The sequence below is a fragment of the Bradyrhizobium sp. genome (assembly GCF_049512235.1).
Taxonomy (GTDB): domain Bacteria; phylum Pseudomonadota; class Alphaproteobacteria; order Rhizobiales; family Xanthobacteraceae; genus Bradyrhizobium.
This window is the reverse complement of the sequence record NZ_JBEKXH010000084.1, coordinates 1-18,866: the sequence shown is the minus strand read 5'-3', so window position 1 is coordinate 18,866 and position 18,866 is coordinate 1. Positions and strand designations below refer to the sequence as shown.

The window sequence follows — 18,866 nt, the reverse complement described above, 5'->3', positions numbered from 1 at the left end:
TGCTTGCGAATGCCGATCCGTTTACCGAACCGGTCGTCGCCAAAGGCGACAAAAAGCTGTTCCGAGCCCGCTTCGCCGGCCTCGACCGCGATCGGGCCGAAGCGGTCTGCCGGACCTTAAAGCGCTCCGACATCTCCTGCATCACCGTCAAGAACTGAACCTGTCGCCGCCACAATGATCCAATTCAATGTAATTGGATCATGACCTGGAGCGCCAAGCGCGGCCCATGCTGATGCGGCGTGATTCTTGCGCTTTTTATTTTTCGGCGGTCGAGATTTGCAAATAACCGCGTTGCGGCAATCTCTCGTCAAGAATTGGGGGTTAAAATGGCCGGACGATCGATCGTCCACGCCGGATAACGGCGGGCAGCAACGGGGCGTCGGCCGGAGCAAGGGCAAAGAAACCTTTGGTTTGCAGCGTTTGTTTAGTGTTTGCCGGAGTTAGTTGGGATGAGCGCGAAGCAAGGTATCCTTGGCCTCGTTTACACGGGCAGCCAAGTACGTCGACCCCCCCTGGTCGGGATGCAGTTTCTTCATGAGCGCGCGATGTGCTCGCCCGATTTCGTCGCGCCCCGCCCCCGGCTGCAGGCCAAGGATCTGATAGGCCTCCTCGTCCGTCATTTTGCCGCTCGCCGCCGCGCGGCCCTGCCCTCCTGCCGGATTTCCCTGCGCGTCCTGACGCCAGGCGGGAAACCTGCGGTCCAGATAGCTTTCAAGCAGCGCGACGCTTTCGGCGTCAAAGCCTGAAATCATCGCCGCCAACCGCGGCAGATCGAATTCGTCCAGAGAATGGCCGGCATACGGACCCGCCACGATCTCGCCCCGCAGGCCGCCGCTGTCATGATCAAGTGTCATGTCGAGAAATTGCGAGCGGACTCGAGATGTCTGCCCCGGCGAGCGTTGCGCGCCTGCGCCTGCGAACATACCGCCGATATTGGCAAACCCCGATGTGCCGAACGGTGACCAGCCAAGCAGCCCCGCGCCAAAGATGCCGAGCGGGATGGCGACTGCGAGTTCGCCCTTGATGCCGGTGAAGGCAGCGACTGCAAGCGCCACGACGCCACCGCCAATCTTGAGCGTGCGCGCGAGCACGACTGGATTGGCCGCACGAAACATCTGCAGCAGCGAGTAGAGCAGGATAACGGCGACTACGCCGGCGATCAGGGTAGGCATGCACCGTATATAGTGAAGTCAGGGATAAAATGCATGCCGGACCTCCCGGAGAAGCCAGCCGCCGAACCTTTCCGGCGATTGTATGGATGCGCTATTCTTGCGTCCGACCGCAACCGGATGACGAAGGAGTGCAACATGGCGGCACAGGGATTGATAACGGTGGCGAGCCGCCTCGGGCCGAAGGATACGATGAACCGGCTCGAGACCGAAGTAAAAGCAAAGGGCATGACCGTGTTTGCCCGTATCGACCATGCCGAAGGGGCGGCTGTGGCCGGGCTGTCGCTGCCGCCGACCGAGGTCTTGATCTTTTGGCAATGCCAAAGCCGGCACCCCGCTGATGCATTCGGTTCAGACCACCGGGATCGACCTGCCGCTGAAGGCGCTGGTTTGGCAGGATACATCGGGCGCCACCTGGCTTTCGTACAACGATCCGGTCTGGCTGGCGGAGCGGCACGGATTGGGCGGCGAAACGGCAGCGACAGTCAAAGCCATGACGGCGGCTCTGCAAGCCGTGGCGAAGGCCGCAACGACGGGGTAATGCAAGCGACGTCGGCTCAAGCGGTCGATGGCTCCCGCGGCATGGTTCGGCATTCGACAAGCCGGGATCCGGGATTACCTCACCGGGATATCTGGCCGAGCAACCTGGCCGCGCCGTTCCCGCTCTTCGACATCAGCTGCAGCGCCTCGCGTCCGCCGGCGGCATAGGCCGCTGCCGCCCGCAATAGCTCGCGTAATTGTGCTGCGGCGCCCGGATCGAACCTGCACCAGGCGCCGCCGGTAAGACGCGCGATTTCCTTGAATGCTTGCTCGGCTGCCGCATCGTTACCCTCCTGAAACATGAATACTGGCACCTTGAGCAGGCCAAGTTCGCCGGCTTTGGCACAGAGCGCATCGACCTTTTCCTCCATGGCGTCGCCGACGAAGACCACCGCGCGCACGGCGGAGGCGACCGCCTCGCGCCGCGCTTCTGTCAGCACCTTGCCGATCTGGGTATTGCCGCCGCGGCAATCGATCTTTCCCATCAGCCTTGCCAGTTGCGCGCTGTCGGAAATCCACCCGGTGGCGCGGCACTCCCTGTCGCCGCGGTAGTAGACAAGGCGGATATCGAGACTGCCAAGCGCCGCCGCCTCGCGAAACATGTCGGCCTGCAGCGCGCAGGCCATATCCCAAGTCGGCTGCCGGCTCATGGTGGCGTCAAGCGCGAATATCAGCCGGCCCCTGGCGCCGACCGCGTGCGGCGACATCGCGCGGGCCTTGGCGACGAAGGCGGCAATGTCCTCGGAGGCGGACGGTCTTGCCTCAGGCAACCCGCCGGCCTCGCCGGCCGCTGCCTTCTGCGCCGAGGACACTTCGGCTGCGGATTTCGGTTTCACAGGTTCGCCGGACATCAGCGCTCGCAATTTGCTGCAAGCCTTATGTGGGCCGGGATCGGCGGGCGGTCAATGCAGGCGGCATGCGTCAGTCGTCACGACGCCACGATCCAGCTTCGATAGGGGTCTACGGTAACCGTCAGTTGTTGACCGGCGCATAGGGTGCGACCGGCCCGGCATCGGTCATGAACGGCGGGCTTGACTTTGTCTCGGCGGGGCCGAGCGGGCCTTCCTCCTCGAGGAATTTGTCGAGCGTGCCCTGGATCTTCGACTTGACTTCATCCGGACCGCGATCGCTCATGTCGGTGTGCTGGAAACCGGTTTGCACAATCTTTATGCCGGACTTCTCACAGACCTCTGCAGCTGGAATGACGCCGGGATCAGTCTTGAACTGCGGATCCTTGGAACGGAAAGACAGAATCTTAAATCTGCCGTCCGTCATGAACGGCACTCGCAAATTGTCCAACGTGACGACTTTCTTGATCTCATCAGGGTACATCTTGGCAAAGTACATCGTGATGTCGCCGCCATTGGAATGTCCGACCATGGTCAGATGATCATAATCCGCGTGCGGCTGAACCTTCTTCATTTCCTCGACGGCAAACTTTATGTTGGCAATGCCGCGCTGGTATTGCGGTAGACGGCCGACATAGAGTTCGCCCACTTTCGTCACCATGGGCGCATCGGTTGGCAGATCATGCTGGATACTGATCGCGACGTAGCCGCGAGCGGCAAACACGTTGGCCAGAAAAGAGTACTCGGTGAATTTGACAGTGTTGCCGTGGTTGAGGATCGCCACCGGCAAGGTGATCATTCCGGCGTTGGCCTGCAATTCCTTGTCGCGGCGTACCGCGATGTCGACTTCCACCGGCCGATTGTCGCGCGCCGGGTCGCGGAAGGTAATGGTTTCATGGCGGATCGCCCATTTGCTCGCGGTGAAATACCCGACCGCAACCAGCGCGCCAAGCGAAAACAGGACTGCAATTCCACGCTTCATGTTCATCCTCAACCAGCCAGAGTCGAAAGCCCTGATAACCTAGGCTTGCTCCGTGTTTAATATATGTCACGGCGACGTGACAGGAAGATCAAATATTGTGAGTTCACCGCCTGTTCATTGTGCGGTGCACCGTAGGTGCGCAGATGCGCAGCATAGTAGGCGACGGTCGACATCTTTGGATGCCACCGATCAACGGAGGGTTCAAATCTTCAGTAAAGAGCGGGTAAAATACGATTTCCGAGGCGTCGTTCGGCACCCGCGTCGAAAACGCCGGCCCATAGGTATCATCTTACTGCCAAATGGATAGTCGAGGTGATGCTTCAGGCGCTGATAATGTCGTGCAGTTCGAGTGGCTTGTCGACCTGACTAAACCACTCCGCACGGTTGGCTGCGCGACGGCGTCCGCGCTCATCGAGCGGCAGTTTAAGCTGGCGCAGCAGGCTCGTGACCTCCTCGCGCGCCGTGACGTGCCCCAAGCTCGGACGGGTGCCGAGCGTTGTCTCGTCGATATCGTCGAGCGCGGTCAGCCCGCGCGGAAAAAATTCGCGATAAACCACGCGTTCGGCAAAACCGTCGATCGAGCGGAACCCGAGCTTGAACGACAGATCCTTGAGGCTCTCGGCCACCAGCTGCTTGTTGCGCGATCCGATCATCGACAATCGGTTGCGGACCACGATCCAGTCGGTGCTGGCGCCGTCGAGCTGGCGGCGCTTGCGCCTGGTGTCCCGCACCATGTCGGCGTAGTGGCTCTCGCCGGTCACGGCGTAGGTCGCGGGATCGACGGTACCAAGCACATCGAAATCGAGGAAGCTGTCATTAATCGGCGTCACCAGCGTATCAGCCATCGAGTGCGCCAGACGCATCAGATAACTATCCGACCCCGGCGTGTCGATCACGATGAAGTCGAATGTCCGCTCGACCGCGGTCACGGCGTCCATGAATTGCTGTAATTCGGAAGTTTCGTTGTCGGCGATCTGCATGGTCTGGCCAAGCCTGATGCAGCGGTGCACGGGAAACTCCAGGTTCAGGCCGGTGCGTCGCGCCCAGGCGATTCGATTGTTGATGTAACGGGTAAAGCTTTGCTGACGGCAATCGAGATCGATGGTGGCGACGCGTTGGCCTGCCTTCATCAATGCCACAGCAATATGCAGGGCCGTGGTGGATTTGCCCGAACCGCCCTTCTCATTGCCCAGCACAACGACATGTGCCGAACCCGATTGCCTCTGACTAGCCTGCACCAGCATCATTTCCCCCTTTCTATATCATCAAATTACGTACGACTCCGGTCAAGTGAAATGGTTCACAACACACTTGAATCGTTGATCGTCTGCCTTAATCATTAATCAGACGCCCGGCGCCGCCGCGTTTTCGATTTCTACCCGCGGATCACGCGCTGACGTTGGCGGCCAAATTTCGGTCAGAGCAGTCCGAGTTCGCGCAGTTCACGGCGCAATGGCTCGGGCATATCCGCAACGCCGGGGCCCGCGGATTTGAGATCCGGGGGGATGTCACTCTCGGCGAAATAGCGCCAGCCCTGGAACGGGCGCATCGGCCGCGGCAGCACCGCGGCGACCTTGGGCTGCAGCACCAGCCGGCACCGTCCGATACCGTCGCGATCCCGGAACGGCTCGATCGCAACGATTTTTTCGCGGGCTGCGATTTCTCCGCGGATGACCCAGTACAGCGAGCCGCCCGCCAGCAACTCGTCAACGCGTTTCGGCGTCATCCGGGTGACGTGAACATGGTGGAGTGGCAGACCCTTTTTCTTCGCGATCCGGATCCGCTCCGCAACCCAGCTCCTGAGTTCCTTAACCGACTCGCAGCCAACGGCAAGCTTGATCAGATGGAGCGACATGATTGTGACGTTCAGCTATGGTTTCTGAAAGGATGATTCATTCGCCGCCGCGGGGGCGCGTTCCCCGGGAGCTGCCGCCCCGGCAGCCGGCGCTCCGGCAGGCGGCGTGGCCGGCCCAAGTTGAACCGGCGCGGCCGCCCGCAACGCTTTCGGCACCGTCTGCTTTTTGGCCGGCGCCGGCGCAACCGATGATGCGGTCGGGCGCGGTGACAGCAATCGCGCATTGTCTGCCGGCGACGATGCCGGCAGGCGAGGCGCAGCCTGCCCCGCGACCGGCTCCGGAGTCATGATGCTGACCGGCGGCGTCGAGGCCGCCGTCGGGAAATCCGCGTTGGTAGGTTTGCCCGTGGGCACCCCCGGCGGAAGTGCCGCGACCGGCCCCGGCGTTTGCGTGGCCGGCGGCGGCGGCGGCGGGGCAGGCGCGTTCCAGGACGGCGCATAACGCGCAATCAAACCATCATAGACCCGATCATCCATGTCGGCCATGATCTGACGGGTATCGGTCAGTGCGCGGAAAGCTGGGCACGCCGTCGGCCTGCATCGGTCCCGCGTAACCAACACCTGTGCCATCAGGCCGTATCGGTCGCGTTCGATGACGCGGCGCAGCCTTTGCAACTGAGGCGTCATGCTTTTGTCGGCGACCGCGGCATCGCCCAGCTCGGTCAGCCGGGTGATCTGTGCGGCAGCATAAGATACCGCCGCCGCCACCGATTCGGCGGATGCGAACAACGACTTTTCGCAGGCCGTCAAAACGGCATCGCCCGCTAGATCGTCGATACACGACAATGCCGGCAGCGCAGGGCTGGAGGATCGGATATCGGCGGACGCAAGCCTGCCGTCCGGCACGGACCCACGAATGCCGGTGGCAACACTGATGCCGATCGCCAGCAGCGCGATGACCGTAAGCGCGCCATTGGCCACCGACTTGTCGGCCCGGAGCAGCGTGACGAACAGGATGATCGCAAAGAAGGCCGCCGCGGCCACGGTCAGCCACATCGGAAACGCCGGCGAACTCCAGAGACGGTCGAGCGATGCAGCCCATGCCCAATTCATGCGCGAAATCCCTTAACCCAGCAGAAGACGCATTCAGCTGAGGTGAATGCGTCTTCTCCGCAGCTTCTCGCAGAATGGCTCCGCGATTCGGGCCTTTCGACAGCGGGCGAAATGGAATTCGCTTTACCCGGCCACAAGCGCAATTCGTCAGGAAATGTCGAGCTGACTTTCCTTGGCCACCCGTTCGAAAGCCTCGGTTGAGCTCTTGATCCGATACTGGCAGTCATCGCCGTCGGTCGGAAGCAGCCGCACCACCTCGTAGGTCCCGCTGGCGGCCGGACGCGCGATATTGCTCGCAGTAAAATATACAGTCTCTCCAACGGTGAATTTATGCTTCAACGCCCTCTCCATCACGCAAAAACGTCGGACGCGCCAACGGTCCCGCTGCAACGGCCGACAAAAAAACCCCGCGGCTATATAGCACAGTGGCAGCGGCGTTGGCCAGCCGCATCGGGATAAGGCAAATACGCCTATTTCACAGCTTTTTCAGTACGATATTTGCCGCTTCACCGGCCCCGCGCCTGCCGACCTGCCAGTTTCCGGGTACCGCAGCGCTCAGGCGGTATGCGGCAACTTGCCGTCTGGGCTGGCGTGATCCACCACCAAGGGAAGCTGTTGCGCCAGAAGCTTGCCGAGTTGATCGATAGGGAGATTGAACCGCGAGGCCAGTTGCTTGACGGTTTCGCTGCCCAGCACCTGCTGCAGTTGCTCCGCCGTGATCGGCAGGTTCTGGCCGTTTCCGATCCAGGATTTGACCTGATCGCCGAAGCCCGCCTGCTGCAGCTTCGCGACGATCGCATTGAGCCCGCCCTGGCTGCCATTACCAAGCACTTCACTGAGCACGACCGGGACCACCGCCGCCTCGAGCTGGCCGAGTGCCCCTTTGAAGAGTTCTGAATTTTCCAACGAATCGAGAATTCCCATGGCCCAGGTCCTTTTTGCTTGAATCCAGCAAGCGCGGTTCGAGACAAAGATCGCTTTCGCCGCGATCAGTCAAGCCGCGATGACGATCGGTGTGAGGACTGCAAGCTGCCGTCGCGCCGGCAGCGCTGCAAACTCCGCGCAAGGCTGCGCGCTTCAGGCCGTCTCGAATCGCTCGATGACGAGGGTTTCGGCAAGCCCGGCACGGGTCCATTCCTGGAAGGCCGGCAGCGACATCATCGCATCCATGAAATGCCGCGCCGCGGGCGCCACCTCGATGGCGTAGGTCAGAAAGCGATGCACCACCGGCGCGTACATCGCGTCCGCGGCGCTGAAGGATCCGTACAGGAACGGCCCGAGCTTGCCATAGCGCTCGCGGCACTCGATCCAGATTTGCTGGATGCGCGCGATATCGGCGCGCGCGTCCGCCGACAGCACAACGGCGCGGACCGGCCGGCGCAGGTTCATGCCGCACTCGTTGCGCAGCGCCGGAAAGCCCGAATGCATCTCCGCGGAGATCGAGCGCGCATGCGCCCGCGCCGCCCGATCCTCCGGCCACAGCAGCGCCTGCGGAAACCTTTCAGCGATGTACTCGATGATGGCAAGCGAGTCCCAGATCGTGACCTCGCCGTCGATCAGCGACGGGACCTTGCCCGAACGGGTAAAACTCAGGATCCGTTGTTTGTCGGCCTGGCCGGTATAGAGTGGGATGAAGATTTCCTCGAAGGCGATGGCGTTGGCGCGCAGCGCCAGCCACGGTCGCATCGACCACGACGAATAGTTCTTGTTGCCGATCACGAGCTGCAGCGTCATACGAAAACAATCCTCCGCCTTGCCATCCTGCCATGGCACATGGTGAGCGTTCAACCCACGCCTTCACCTCGATGCCGGGTGGGAGCTGGTGGCGCGTCGGACCTTAGCGACCAAAGTCATCATTAATCCCCGACAAAATCCTGTGTCGTAAAGCTCAAGTCGAGTACTTTCCATTCGCCGTATCGCTCCGCCGGCAACATCTGGTAGGGCTCGCAGGCATGAAGCGCGGTGATGGCGCTTTGCAACAGCGCCGGCCCATTCTCCGACGGGTGCTTGACCCCGATCGGGACCGGTTCCGCTGCGAGCCTGCCTTCAGGTGTCATGACCACCCGCAACTTGATCTCGATCTCGTCGGAGGGTGCGATTGCCGCCGGCAACTTCGAGCATGTCTTGAGATGACGCCGAAACTCCGCGATGAGGCTGGAAGCAATGTCGGCAGACGCAGACGCCGGGGCGTCGAAACCGTCCTCGGATTTGCCTTGCGGTCGGTTCGCGGGAAGCTGCGAAGGCAGGCCCAGCATCACACCGTATCTGACGGTTAGATCCGGTTCGGGCGAGGTGTAGGCGGGTTGCGGCGAAGGTGATGGCGGCTGCGGCTTGGTTGTTTGCGGTCTGGCATTCGTCTGCCGCTGGTTGGCACGCGGTGGTGGCGCCGCCGCTTGCTGTTTCGACTGCTGTTGTGGCTGCGCTGCCGCCGTCGCTGGGGCCACGGGCGGTGGCGAAGCCGAGGGTGCGGGTTGCGAGCCAGGATTGGAAGAAAGGTTAAAGGCTTCGGAGGGCTCGGCTTTGGGCGTGGCAAGCGGCTCGTCCTTGTCAGGAGAAGGTTTTACCTCCGCCGGCGAAACCAGATCAACCGCGATCGGCTCGGGCGCGACCGAACTGAAGGGATGCACCTCGGTAAAGAATATCACGAGCGCCAGAACCGACAGATGAGCAATTGCCGATGCCGTGATGCCCGTGCCTATGATCTGCCGCGGTTCCATTGTTCGTGATCAAGATTGCGATGCGCCCTTCCAACCAGCATAGCGGCCAATGCGGCGGCCTCAATCCCATTTCGGCGCGAAGCCGAAATCGGTGAGCCGCCCCTTGGGGTTTCCCATCGCCGATATCTCCAGCATTTCCTCGTCGGACAGCGTGAAGTCGAAGATGTCAATATTTTCCGATAGCCGCTCGATCCGCGAGGTCCGCGGTATAGCGCAAACATTCTGCTGCACGAGCCAGCGCAGGCAGACCTGGGCTGCGGACTTGCGGTGGGCCTGTCCGATCCGCGCCAGCGTCGGGTCGTTCTTGATGCGGCCTTTCGCCACCGGACTGTAGGCGACCAGAGCCAGTCCGTGTCGCGCACACGCTTCCTTGACCCTAGTCTGGTCGAGATAGGGATGGTATTCGACCTGGTCGCACACCAGAGGTTCCGGGCACAAGGCCACGGCCTCATCGAGCAGCGCCACGGTAAAATTCGAAACGCCGATGTGCCTGGTCATGCCGAGTTTTTTGACATGCGCCAGCGCGCCCAAAGTCTCCGCCAGTGGCACGTGTGGATTGGGCCAGTGCAGCAGCAACAGATCGACCTCGGAAAGCCGCAGCCTTGTCAGGCTGTCCTTGGTGGATCGCGCGAGATCGTTGGGCGCGAAATGGGTGGTCCAGACTTTGGTCGTGACGAAGACATCGTCGCGCCTTAGCCTCGAGGCGTGCAGCCCCTCGCCGACCTCGCGTTCGTTCTCATAGACTTGCGCGGTGTCGATATGGCGATAGCCGAGTTTCAAGGCCTGCTCGACCAGACGCGCGCAGGTTCGCCCGCGCAGCTCCCAGGTACCGAGCCCGATGGCTGGAATTGTGGCGCCGTTGGCCTCGATGGATTGCATCTCGCGGACACCTCAAATCAAGCCCCATTATGTCCCTTGGACGTCGCGCTGCCAACCAAGGGCTGCGGGAAATCAGGCCTGTTTTCGAAAATAAGCCTTATCAAGCCTTTTTCGAAATAGAGATTCTTTCCGAAATCGATGCTTTTTCGTCGGCGATGCGCGTTAAGGTCCCATTAACGATGCATACGCTCGCGCATCGACCTATCTCAGGCCGAACCACAGCGTCGCGATGCCGAGAAAGGAAAAGAAGCCGACCACATCGGTGACTGTGGTCACGAACGTGCCCGACGCTACCGCCGGATCGGCCCGCACCCGCTCCAGCACCATCGGGATCAGAATGCCGCCGAGCGCGCCGGCCACCAGGTTGCAGATGATGGAAAGTCCGATCACGACGCCAAGCGCGGGGATACCGAACCAAAGCACCGCGGCGATGCCGGTGATGACCGCGAATGCGAGACCGTTGACCAGGCCGACCAGCCCTTCGCGCAACACTACGCGCAACGCGTTATGCGAGCCGAGTTCGCGGGTGGCGAGCGCGCGCACCGCCACCGTCATGGTCTGGGTCGCGGCATTGCCGCCCTGACTCGCAACGATCGGTGCCAGCACCGCCAGCGCCACCATTTTTTCCAATTGCCCCTCGAACAGGCCGAGCACCGAAGATGCCAGAAAAGCGGTGGCAAGATTGACCAACAGCCAGTTGAAGCGGCCCCTGGCGATGGTCCAGACGGTGTCGGATAATGCTTCGTCGCTGGTGACACCGCCGAGCGCCTTGAGGTCCTGGTCGGCTTCCTCCTCGATAACGTCAACCACATCGTCGATGGTAATGACGCCGACCAGCCGGTCCGCGGCATCGAAGACCGGCGCGGCGACCAGATTGTACTTGCCGAACAGCCGTGCCACCTCCTCCTGGTCATCGGTGACCGAGACGCGGCGACGGTCTTCGTCGATCAGCTCGGTCAGCGGCACCAGCCGCCGCGAGCGCAACAGCGCATCCAGCGCCACCGCGCCGTGCCAGTGCTGCGCCTTGTCGACCGCGTAGATCTCGTAAAAACGCCCCGGCAGGTTCGGTTTGTCGCGCATATAGTCGATCGCCTGCCCCACATTCCAGTCCGGCGGCACTGCGATGAATTCGGTCTGCATCCGCCGTCCGGCCGAATTTTCCGGATATTCCAGGCTGCGCTCGAGCGCGTCGCGTTCGAATAGCGGCAGCTTATCGAGGATTTCCTCCTGGCCCGCTTCGTCCAGCGCCTCCAGCAATTCGACGGCATCGTCGGATTCCAGCTCGCGGACGCCATCGGCGACCGTCTCGGGTTCGAGTTCGCTGAGGATTTCCTCGCGAACGGCGTCGTCGACTTCGTTCAGGGCCGAGAAGTCGAAGTCAGTACCCGTGAGCTCCACGAGACTGACGCGGTCGTCCGGTTCGAGCGCCTCGATCAAATCGCCGAGATCGGCCTCATGCAGTTCCGCCACGACGGCTCGCAGCAGCGGCCGATCGGCGGCATGGATCGCGCGCGCGATTTCTTCGACAAATTCGCGGCGAATTTCGCCATCCTGTTCACGCATCGGGAGCGAAGCGACTACCGTCGCATCGGCGGGTTGCGCGACGTCGATTTCTTCGGCCATGCCGCGCCTCGCCGGTTTGACAGGATTGCTCAACTCGTCTGAGTGGTCGCTTCAGGCATTAGCCAATAGGCAACACCAAGCGCAATGATAAATATGCGCCGCCAAAATCTTGCGGTTAATTCACCCGAAAGCGCGAAACGCCGTCGTGCTGCCGGCTTTCTTCGCCATCTGCGGGACCATGGATTATCACCCGGTGCATCGGGTGCCGACCGGTCCCGGCGTACCCGGCGTCGCATTTGACGGCGTCCCCTGATCCTGAAATCATGCGGTGGGAACTCAGACAGCCGGCTGCCGTTTGACAGTGCTGCGGGCAGTGAGTTGTTGCCTCAATCGGATTGCGGACGGTGTTTTAATGATCGGTACGGTGTTTCATGATCGGTAATGTGTGCGTTGGTGTTCGCCAACGACAATGGAGAGCCATTTCGCTGGGATTACTCCTCTGTTTTATCTGTTTTACCTCGCGGACGGTCATGGCGGCCGATTGCCCTGGCCACCCCGACGCACTCGGCACCTCGCGAACCCTGGTGGTCGATCCGAAGGCGCATCCGCGCATCGGCACCATGCAATATGCCGAAACCCTGCCGCTCGAAGATCACGAGGTGGTCCTGACCTTCGATGATGGGCCGCTGCCGCGGAACAGCAATCAAATTCTGGATATTCTCGCCGCGGAATGCGTGAAGGCGACCTTCTTCACCATTGGCCGAATGGCCCAGGCCTATCCGGAAGGCGTCCGCAAGCTGCGCGACGCTGGCCAAACGATCGGCACCCACAGCCAGGATCATCCGCTCAGCATGAACCGGATGCCGATCGAGCGCGCACGGCAAGAGATCGATGACGGCATCGCCTCGGTCACCGCTGCGCTCGGAAATGGCGCGCCGGCGGCGTTTTTCCGCATCCCTGGCCTGCTTCGCGCCGAAGGCGTGGAGGACTATCTCGCCTCGCGTGGCATCCAGGTATGGAGCGCCGATTTTCTGGCCGACGACTGGCGGCATATCTCCTCATCGCGCGTCTACGAACTCGCCATGAAGCGGCTTGAGCAAAAGGGCAAAGGCATTTTGCTGCTGCACGACATCCAGGCGCGGACGGTCGCCGCGTTGCCCAGGATCCTGCATGAGCTGAAAGTGCGCGGCTATCGCATTGTTGACGTCGTGCCGGCGACACCGGAGCAGCCCGCGACCCCGACGGAACCGCTGCAATGGCAGTTGCATCCGCCCTCGGAAACGGTGGCGATTTCGCAGTGGCCCGAAATTCCGAATTTCGTTTTTGCCGACGGCGGCGAGCTTACCGCCCCCGCTTTCTCGGATCTGGACTGGCGTGACCTGCAGTCGATGACGCTGGCGGAGTTGCTGGATCACGCCAGCCGGAGCACGCGCGGCGTTCCGCTGCCGCGGCAGGCGCCCTGGCCCCGGCGATGGCCGGTTTCGTCCGAGAGCGGCGCCATCGCGCTGCCGGTCCCGGCTGCGAGCGTTTTCGAGATGGCGGAGAAATCCTACGCAGCCTGGGCCATGTCCTCACATCATCAGGAACAAACGGTCCAGGCCGACCGTCGGACAGACCGAATCGCAAAACTTATTGCCGCCGATTCCGGCGAATCGCGGCGCATGCGCCCCCGAAGGCAGGGCGAACACGCCCGACGATCTGGCAAGCGTCACCCGACCGGTCACGGCAGCCGGGTTACCGCGCATGGCGGCCGGCGCGAACTGAAGCACCTGGTTCAGCTCAAGAAAAGGAGCGCGTAACGGCTCAATCCGTCACGATCTTTGCAATGCACAGCACCATGACCAGGGTGAGGAACAACAGATCGATGTAGGACTTTATTTCGCCGGCGTGACGCAGACTGGCAACGTCGCTGACGATCTTCCTGCGCGTGGATGATGCGACGGGCCCATCCCCGGCCAGGCCAGCAAGACGCCGAGCGTCGGCCTCGAGCCGCTCGATGCACTGGAAGAAGTGGAACGAACGGAACGCCGAAACCGAGCGCATCGCGGCATAGATCAGGAGCAGAATGGCAACGATTGCACGATGCTGATACTGCTCCAGGAAGTTCAGGCTGACGTAAACCAGCGCCAGAAATACAAAGTTGGAGACCACCCGATAGAAATAGCCCAGGAGATTCATGCGGGTTTCCTATCACTTGGCAATCAGGCCAGTGTTGACGCCCCGGCCGGAAGCCAGATTTCAATCATCGACGGAAAGCACCATGATTCTGTCGCTGCGAACATAATCTGGTTGCAGGACCGCGTACACGCCTTTAATTCGGCATCGGCCCAGCACTCTTGAAATGGTGCGCTCGGAGGGACTCGAACCCCCACGATTTTACTCACTGCCACCTCAAGGCAGCGCGTCTACCAATTCCGCCACGAGCGCTTGAACAGATCGGGATCGTCAACGGCGCCGATGTAACAAATCAGGGATGGGGGGACAAGGCCCGCGGGGCCGATCGCCGGCTTATCGGCTGCCAGGCAGTCGCGGCAGCATCTGCTTGACCTCGACCGCGATACGGTTGCGATCGACCAGCACCACGCCGGTGGCGACCGGCAGGTTATTGGCGAGGATCTTGACCTCGTCCGCTTCGGTGGCGTCCAGTTCGATGATGGCGCCGCGGCTCAGCCGCATCACCTGATGGATGGGCATGGTGGTGGTGCCCAGCACCACCATCAGATCTACACTGACTTTATCGAGGGTTGGCACTGGGAATTGACCGGACTGCCGGATGCAAAATTGCTGCCGTCAGAGATCTTCAACACGTTATGGTTAGCCGATGGTTAACGACCGCCAAAGCCTTGATCTGACGCGCCTCTCGCGGCCTGACGGCGGCGGCGTACAGGAATGGCTGATATCGGAAGCGCCGGTGCCCTATCTCGAAGCCGTGGCGGCCATGGAGGCGCGGGTCGGCGATATCGCCGCCCAAAAGGCACCCGAATTGGTGTGGCTTCTGGAACACCCCCCACTCTACACCTCCGGCACCAGCGGCAGGCCCTCTGACCTGCTCAACCCCCGATTCCCGATCTTTGCCACCGGGCGCGGCGGGCAGCTCACCTATCACGGGCCCGGCCAGCGCATAGCCTACGTGATGCTAGACCTCAAACGAAGACGGCCCGATGTGCGGGCCTATGTGGCAGGCCTTGAGCAGTGGATCATCCGGACGCTCGCGGCCTTCAATGTCCGCGGCGAGCGCCGCGAGGATCGCGTCGGCGTCTGGGTGAGCCGGCCGGACAAGGGGCCGGGCTTCGAAGACAAGATCGCCGCGATCGGCGTGCGGCTGCGGCGCTGGGTCTCGTTCCACGGCATCGCCATCAATGTCGAACCGAATCTGGCCCACTTCAACGCGATCGTGCCCTGCGGCGTCACCGACCCGCGCTACGGCGTCACCAGCCTGGTCGATCTCGGCCATCCCGTGACGATGGCGGATGTCGACATCGCATTGCGCTGGGAATTCGAGGCCGTATTCGGCTCCGCTTCAAAAACGCCCATTATGTCGTTGTAACTACGCGAGAAACACGCCTTGGGTGTGCTTGCCGCAAATCGGGCGAAGGGTGTCCTCACGCCGTCGGCAGTACCGAAAACCGCTCTCCCGGGCGCCGCAGATGCAGCGCATCGGCATCGGCGGGTTGCTCGGCAACGTCATCGACCCGGGCCGTGGAAGGCCCGCGCTGGCAACGCTCGATGAGATCGGCGACCACGTCCGCAGGCCCCGCAAACAGCGCCTCGACGCTGCCGTCCCGGCGGTTGCGCACCCAGCCCTCCAGTCCGTGTGCCCGCGCCCGGTTTTCGACCCAGGCGCGGTAACCGACGCCCTGCACCCTGCCCCGGATCGTCACCTGACAAATCGCGGTGCACATCTATCGCTTCAGTCCCAAAAATTCCGCAGCCCGCGCCTTCACCTCCGCCTCGCGGGTGAGGCGGCCGGTCAGTTCGGAGGACGCCAGCCCTTTCAAGGCTTTCGGCGGCAATCCTTCCCGCAACGCTTTGAGCGTCTCATAAACCGCCTTTGTGGCAGCCGCGAACGGCGCGTGACCCTGCAGCGCTACTCTGACCCTCTGCCCCGCAAGCGTACGGGAATCGGACATTTCTTCCGGCACGCCGCCGAGCACGATCGGAAGTCTGGTCGCCGCTGCAATGGCCTCCAGTTCCGCCGGGCTCTTGAGGCCGGTGAAGAACAGCGCATCGACGCCAGCAGCCTCAAAGGCCCGGGCGCGCGCGATCGCATCATCGAGGCCTGAGATCGACGCCGCCGAGGTGCGCCCGATGATGACCAAAGCGGGATCAGAGCGCGCGTCCAGCGCCGCTTTCATCTTGCCTGTGCCCTCGGCGAGCGGAATCAGCTGGGTTTTCGCCTCGCCAAAGGCCTGTGGCAGCAAGGTGTCTTCGATGGTCAGGCCGGCGGCGCCGGATATCTCCAGCTCTTCGACCGTACGGCGGACATTCAAGGCATTGCCATAGCCGTGGTCGGCATCGACCAGCACCGGCAACTCGGCCGCGCGCGACATCCGTCGCATCTGCTCGGCGAGTTCGGTCAGCGTAATCAGCGCGATGTCTGGATCCCCTAACACCGCGAGCGAAGCCACCGAGCCGCCGAACATGCCGAGCTCGAAGCCGAGGTCCCAGGCGATGCGGATCGAGACCGCATCATAGACCGAGCCGGGGCGAACGCAGGTAGTTCCCGACAGGATCGCACGCAGGGCCTCACGCCGGTCCCGGAAAGCCATCAGGAAATCCTTTTAAATAAAGTCCTGCAATCTCTTGCCCAGCCCAGCGTTTTCCTAAATGCCAATCATATGGAAGCTTGCGATGCTGCGCTCCCTCTCCCGCACTTCGCGGGGGAGGGTTGGGGTGGGGGAAGCTCCGGGCGAAAATCCATCGTTAGGCTATCGCGGCCACATAGGTAACCAGCACCGCCGATGCCGCGCCCCCACCCCACCCTCCCCCGCGAAGAGCGGGAGAGGGAGTGAGAGGCCAATGCTCGTGGCCTAAGAGGCCAAGGATCGTGGCTTAAAATAACAGGTTTCACGGAATCAATCCTCTACGTGGCGCGCTCAGGCGAATTCGAGAATCACCGCATCCACGGCCAGGGTCGCACCGGGGGCGGCGTGTATTTTCTTCACCGTGCCGTCGCGTTCGGCACGCAGCACGTTCTGCATCTTCATCGCTTCCACCACCGCCAGCGTTTCGCCCGCTTTGACCTCCTGGCCTTCGCTGACGGCGATCGAGACCACCAGCCCGGGCATCGGGCACAACAGCTTCTTGCCGATATCGGCCTTGGCGCCAACCGGCATCAGCCGGGCCGCCTTGGCCTCGCTCTCGGTAAAGACACTGACCGCAACCTCAAATCCCTGATGGGCGAGACGGAAGCCGTTGGGGATCGGGCGCACCTGCATCGCCACCCGAAGACCATCGATGGTGCCCTGCCAGACCGGCTCGCCCGGCTTCCACGGCGACACCAGGTGATGCGGATGCCCGGACAGGCCGTCGGCGCCGACGAAGCTCACCGTGATCCCATCGCTCGCGCGGCCGATCTCGAGCGCGGTTTCGTTGCGATCGAGCCATACCGCGCGGCGCCGCTCGCGCTGCACCAGCCGGCCGTTGAGCTGGCCGGAGATCCGCCGCTTGCGTTCGCCGAGCACGTGATCGATGGCGGCGCCAACCGCAGCCAGCCGGCGCGCGGTCTCGCCTTCGGGCACGCGAACCGCAAACCCCTTCGGAAACTCCTCGGCGATGAAGCCGGTGGAAAGTTCGCCGGCGCGCCAGCGCGGATGGTTCATCAAAGCCGACAGGAATGGAATATTGTGGCGGATGCCATCGATGTAGAAGGAATCGAGCGCGGTCGATTGCGCCTCGATCGCAGCAGTGCGCGAGGACGCGTGCGTCACCAGCTTGGCGATCATCGGATCGTAGTAGATCGAGATCTCGCCGCCTTCCTGCACGCCGGTGTCGTTGCGAACGGTGATCCCGTCCTGACTGCTCTCGACCGGCGGGCGGTATTTGACCAGCCGGCCGATCGAGGGCAGGAAATTGCGGAATGGGTCTTCGGCGTAGACCCTCGATTCGACCGCCCAACCGGTCAGCGTAATGTCCTTCTGGGCCAGCGCCAGCTTCTCGCCGGCGGCGACCCGGATCATCTGTTCGACCAGATCGACGCCGGTGACCAATTCTGTCACGGGATGCTCGACCTGCAGCCTGGTGTTCATCTCCAGGAAGTAGAAGCTCTTGTCCTGGCCGGCGACAAATTCGACCGTGCCGGCGGAATCGTAATTCACGGCCCTGGCCAGCGCGACCGCCTGTTCGCCCATCCGGCGGCGGGTGGCCTCGTCGAGCAGCGGCGACGGCGCTTCCTCGATCACCTTCTGGTTGCGGCGCTGGATCGAGCATTCGCGCTCGCCGAGATAGATCAGGTTGCCATGCTTGTCGCCCAGTACCTGAATCTCGATGTGGCGGGGATTGACGATGAATTTCTCGATAAAGACCCGATCGTCGCCGAACGAGGCCTTGGCTTCCGCCTTGGCAAGACCAAAACCTTCGGCGACCTCAGTGGTCGAAGTGGCGATCCGCATCCCCTTGCCGCCGCCGCCGGCGGAGGCCTTGATCATCACGGGATAGCCGATGGCGTCGGCAATCTTCACCGCGTGCCGCTCGTCCTCGATCACCCCGAGATGGCCCGGCACGGTGGAGACATCGGCCTTCGCCGCCGCCTTTTTGGACTCGATCTTGTCGCCCATCGCGGCAATGGCGCCGGCGTTGGGTCCGATGAAGACGATGCCGGCCGCCTCAAGCGCGCGCGGAAAGGCTTCGCGCTCGGACAGAAACCCGTAGCCGGGATGCACGGCCTCCGCGCCGGTCTTGCGGCAGGCCTCGACGATCTTCTCCATCACCAGGTAGCTTTCGGCCGCCGCCGGCGGCCCGATCAGCACCGCCTGATCGGCCATTTCGACGTGCAGCGCGTCGCGGTCGGCCTCGGAATAGACCGCGACCGTCTCTATCCCCATCCGGCGGGCAGTCTTGATGACCCGACAGGCGATCTCGCCGCGATTGGCAATCAGAATACGTTTGAACATGGACTTCGCACTTGCAATCTCTGGTAGGGACCCGCGGCCGCAATCTGGCACGCGGGAGCGGGTGGAACAATTCCCTCGTACAGCAAAACCAAACAGAGGCAACGGCTTAGTATGCCGGAAATGATACCGGGGCAAAAGGGGTGGCGCG

At 62.3% G+C, this 18,866-nt stretch carries 20 protein-coding genes, 1 tRNA gene and 1 pseudogene; 4 read left to right on the top strand and 18 right to left on the bottom strand.

Features of this window, described 5'->3' with window-relative positions; translation table 11 throughout:
* Positions 1–440: 440 nt before the first annotated feature.
* Positions 441–1,172, bottom strand: coding sequence for a DnaJ domain-containing protein (locus ABSG20_RS10655; RefSeq protein ID WP_423864465.1), 732 nt, complete (start codon positions 1,170–1,172; stop codon positions 441–443).
* 33 nt (positions 1,173–1,205) lie between these two features.
* Between ABSG20_RS10655 and ABSG20_RS34880 the strand changes: the two are divergent.
* Together ABSG20_RS34880 and ABSG20_RS10650 are read left to right on the top strand one after the other, a co-directional pair.
* Positions 1,206–1,430, top strand: a pseudogene (locus ABSG20_RS34880) (DUF302 domain-containing protein); the annotation flags it as partial.
* A gap of 79 nt (positions 1,431–1,509) precedes the next feature.
* Positions 1,510–1,710 carry a DUF302 domain-containing protein gene (locus tag ABSG20_RS10650; protein WP_423864464.1) on the top strand — a complete coding sequence of 67 codons (201 nt, stop codon included), beginning with the start codon at positions 1,510–1,512 and terminating at the stop codon, positions 1,708–1,710.
* A gap of 79 nt (positions 1,711–1,789) precedes the next feature.
* On the opposite strand, the gene ABSG20_RS10645 is transcribed toward ABSG20_RS10650, so the two are convergent.
* From ABSG20_RS10645 to mgtE, 11 genes are all read right to left on the bottom strand, one after another.
* Positions 1,790–2,560 (bottom strand): VWA domain-containing protein, encoded by a 771-nt coding sequence (locus ABSG20_RS10645; protein WP_423864463.1) that lies wholly within the window; start codon positions 2,558–2,560, stop codon positions 1,790–1,792.
* Positions 2,561–2,681: 121 nt separating this feature from the next.
* Positions 2,682–3,539, bottom strand: a complete 858-nt coding sequence (locus ABSG20_RS10640) for an alpha/beta fold hydrolase (RefSeq protein WP_423864462.1) — start codon at positions 3,537–3,539, stop codon at positions 2,682–2,684.
* A gap of 320 nt (positions 3,540–3,859) precedes the next feature.
* Entirely contained in the window at positions 3,860–4,783 is a 924-nt protein-coding gene (locus ABSG20_RS10635; RefSeq protein WP_423864461.1) for a division plane positioning ATPase MipZ, read from the bottom strand.
* Positions 4,784–4,956: 173 nt separating this feature from the next.
* Positions 4,957–5,394 (bottom strand): DUF1489 family protein, encoded by a 438-nt coding sequence (locus ABSG20_RS10630; RefSeq protein WP_423864460.1) that lies wholly within the window; start codon positions 5,392–5,394, stop codon positions 4,957–4,959.
* 15 nt (positions 5,395–5,409) lie between these two features.
* Positions 5,410–6,447, bottom strand: coding sequence for a hypothetical protein (locus ABSG20_RS10625; protein WP_423864459.1), 1,038 nt, complete (start codon positions 6,445–6,447; stop codon positions 5,410–5,412).
* 147 nt (positions 6,448–6,594) lie between these two features.
* Entirely contained in the window at positions 6,595–6,798 is a 204-nt protein-coding gene (locus ABSG20_RS10620) for a hypothetical protein (RefSeq protein WP_423864466.1), read from the bottom strand.
* Positions 6,799–7,002: 204 nt separating this feature from the next.
* Positions 7,003–7,371 carry a YidB family protein gene (locus tag ABSG20_RS10615; RefSeq protein WP_423864458.1) on the bottom strand — a complete coding sequence of 123 codons (369 nt, stop codon included), beginning with the start codon at positions 7,369–7,371 and terminating at the stop codon, positions 7,003–7,005.
* 153 nt (positions 7,372–7,524) lie between these two features.
* The gene (locus ABSG20_RS10610; RefSeq protein WP_423864457.1) at positions 7,525–8,181 is read right to left on the bottom strand and encodes a glutathione S-transferase family protein; all 657 of its coding nucleotides are present in this window, start codon (positions 8,179–8,181) and stop codon (positions 7,525–7,527) included.
* Positions 8,182–8,303: 122 nt separating this feature from the next.
* The gene (locus ABSG20_RS10605) at positions 8,304–9,164 is read right to left on the bottom strand and encodes a hypothetical protein (protein ID WP_423864456.1); all 861 of its coding nucleotides are present in this window, start codon (positions 9,162–9,164) and stop codon (positions 8,304–8,306) included.
* Between the two features lie 60 nt (positions 9,165–9,224).
* On the bottom strand, positions 9,225–10,043 hold the full coding sequence (locus ABSG20_RS10600) for an aldo/keto reductase (protein ID WP_423864455.1): 819 nt from the start codon (positions 10,041–10,043) through the stop codon (positions 9,225–9,227).
* 201 nt (positions 10,044–10,244) lie between these two features.
* The gene (gene mgtE / locus ABSG20_RS10595; protein WP_423864454.1) at positions 10,245–11,666 is read right to left on the bottom strand and encodes a magnesium transporter; all 1,422 of its coding nucleotides are present in this window, start codon (positions 11,664–11,666) and stop codon (positions 10,245–10,247) included.
* A gap of 371 nt (positions 11,667–12,037) precedes the next feature.
* Between mgtE and ABSG20_RS10590 the strand changes: the two genes are divergently transcribed.
* Positions 12,038–13,405, top strand: a complete 1,368-nt coding sequence (locus tag ABSG20_RS10590) for a polysaccharide deacetylase family protein (RefSeq protein WP_423864453.1) — start codon at positions 12,038–12,040, stop codon at positions 13,403–13,405.
* 4 nt (positions 13,406–13,409) lie between these two features.
* On the opposite strand, the gene ABSG20_RS10585 is transcribed toward ABSG20_RS10590, so the two are convergent.
* The 3 genes from ABSG20_RS10585 to ABSG20_RS10575 all read right to left on the bottom strand — a co-directional run bounded on the left by ABSG20_RS10585 (position 13,410) and on the right by ABSG20_RS10575 (position 14,357).
* A complete protein-coding gene (locus tag ABSG20_RS10585) occupies positions 13,410–13,784 on the bottom strand; it encodes a hypothetical protein (protein WP_423864452.1) in 375 nt (124 codons plus the stop codon).
* A 164-nt stretch (positions 13,785–13,948) separates the two neighbouring features.
* A tRNA-Leu gene (locus ABSG20_RS10580) sits at positions 13,949–14,033 on the bottom strand.
* Positions 14,034–14,114: 81 nt separating this feature from the next.
* On the bottom strand, positions 14,115–14,357 hold the full coding sequence (locus ABSG20_RS10575; RefSeq protein WP_423864451.1) for a FliM/FliN family flagellar motor switch protein: 243 nt from the start codon (positions 14,355–14,357) through the stop codon (positions 14,115–14,117).
* 70 nt (positions 14,358–14,427) lie between these two features.
* On the opposite strand from ABSG20_RS10575, the gene lipB reads away from it, so the two are divergent.
* Positions 14,428–15,153, top strand: a complete 726-nt coding sequence (gene lipB / locus ABSG20_RS10570; protein ID WP_423864450.1) for a lipoyl(octanoyl) transferase LipB — start codon at positions 14,428–14,430, stop codon at positions 15,151–15,153.
* 55 nt (positions 15,154–15,208) lie between these two features.
* Here lipB and ABSG20_RS10565 read toward each other — a convergent pair whose 3' ends face one another.
* The 3 genes from ABSG20_RS10565 to ABSG20_RS10555 form a co-directional block, all read right to left on the bottom strand.
* Complete coding sequence (locus ABSG20_RS10565) at positions 15,209–15,508, bottom strand: acylphosphatase (protein WP_423864449.1); 300 nt, start codon at positions 15,506–15,508, stop codon at positions 15,209–15,211.
* Positions 15,509–16,375: an isocitrate lyase/PEP mutase family protein gene (locus ABSG20_RS10560; RefSeq protein WP_423864448.1), complete on the bottom strand. Its 867-nt coding sequence runs from the start codon at positions 16,373–16,375 to the stop codon at positions 15,509–15,511.
* A gap of 327 nt (positions 16,376–16,702) precedes the next feature.
* Entirely contained in the window at positions 16,703–18,718 is a 2,016-nt protein-coding gene (locus tag ABSG20_RS10555; protein ID WP_423864447.1) for an acetyl-CoA carboxylase biotin carboxylase subunit, read from the bottom strand.
* Positions 18,719–18,866 lie beyond the last annotated feature (148 nt).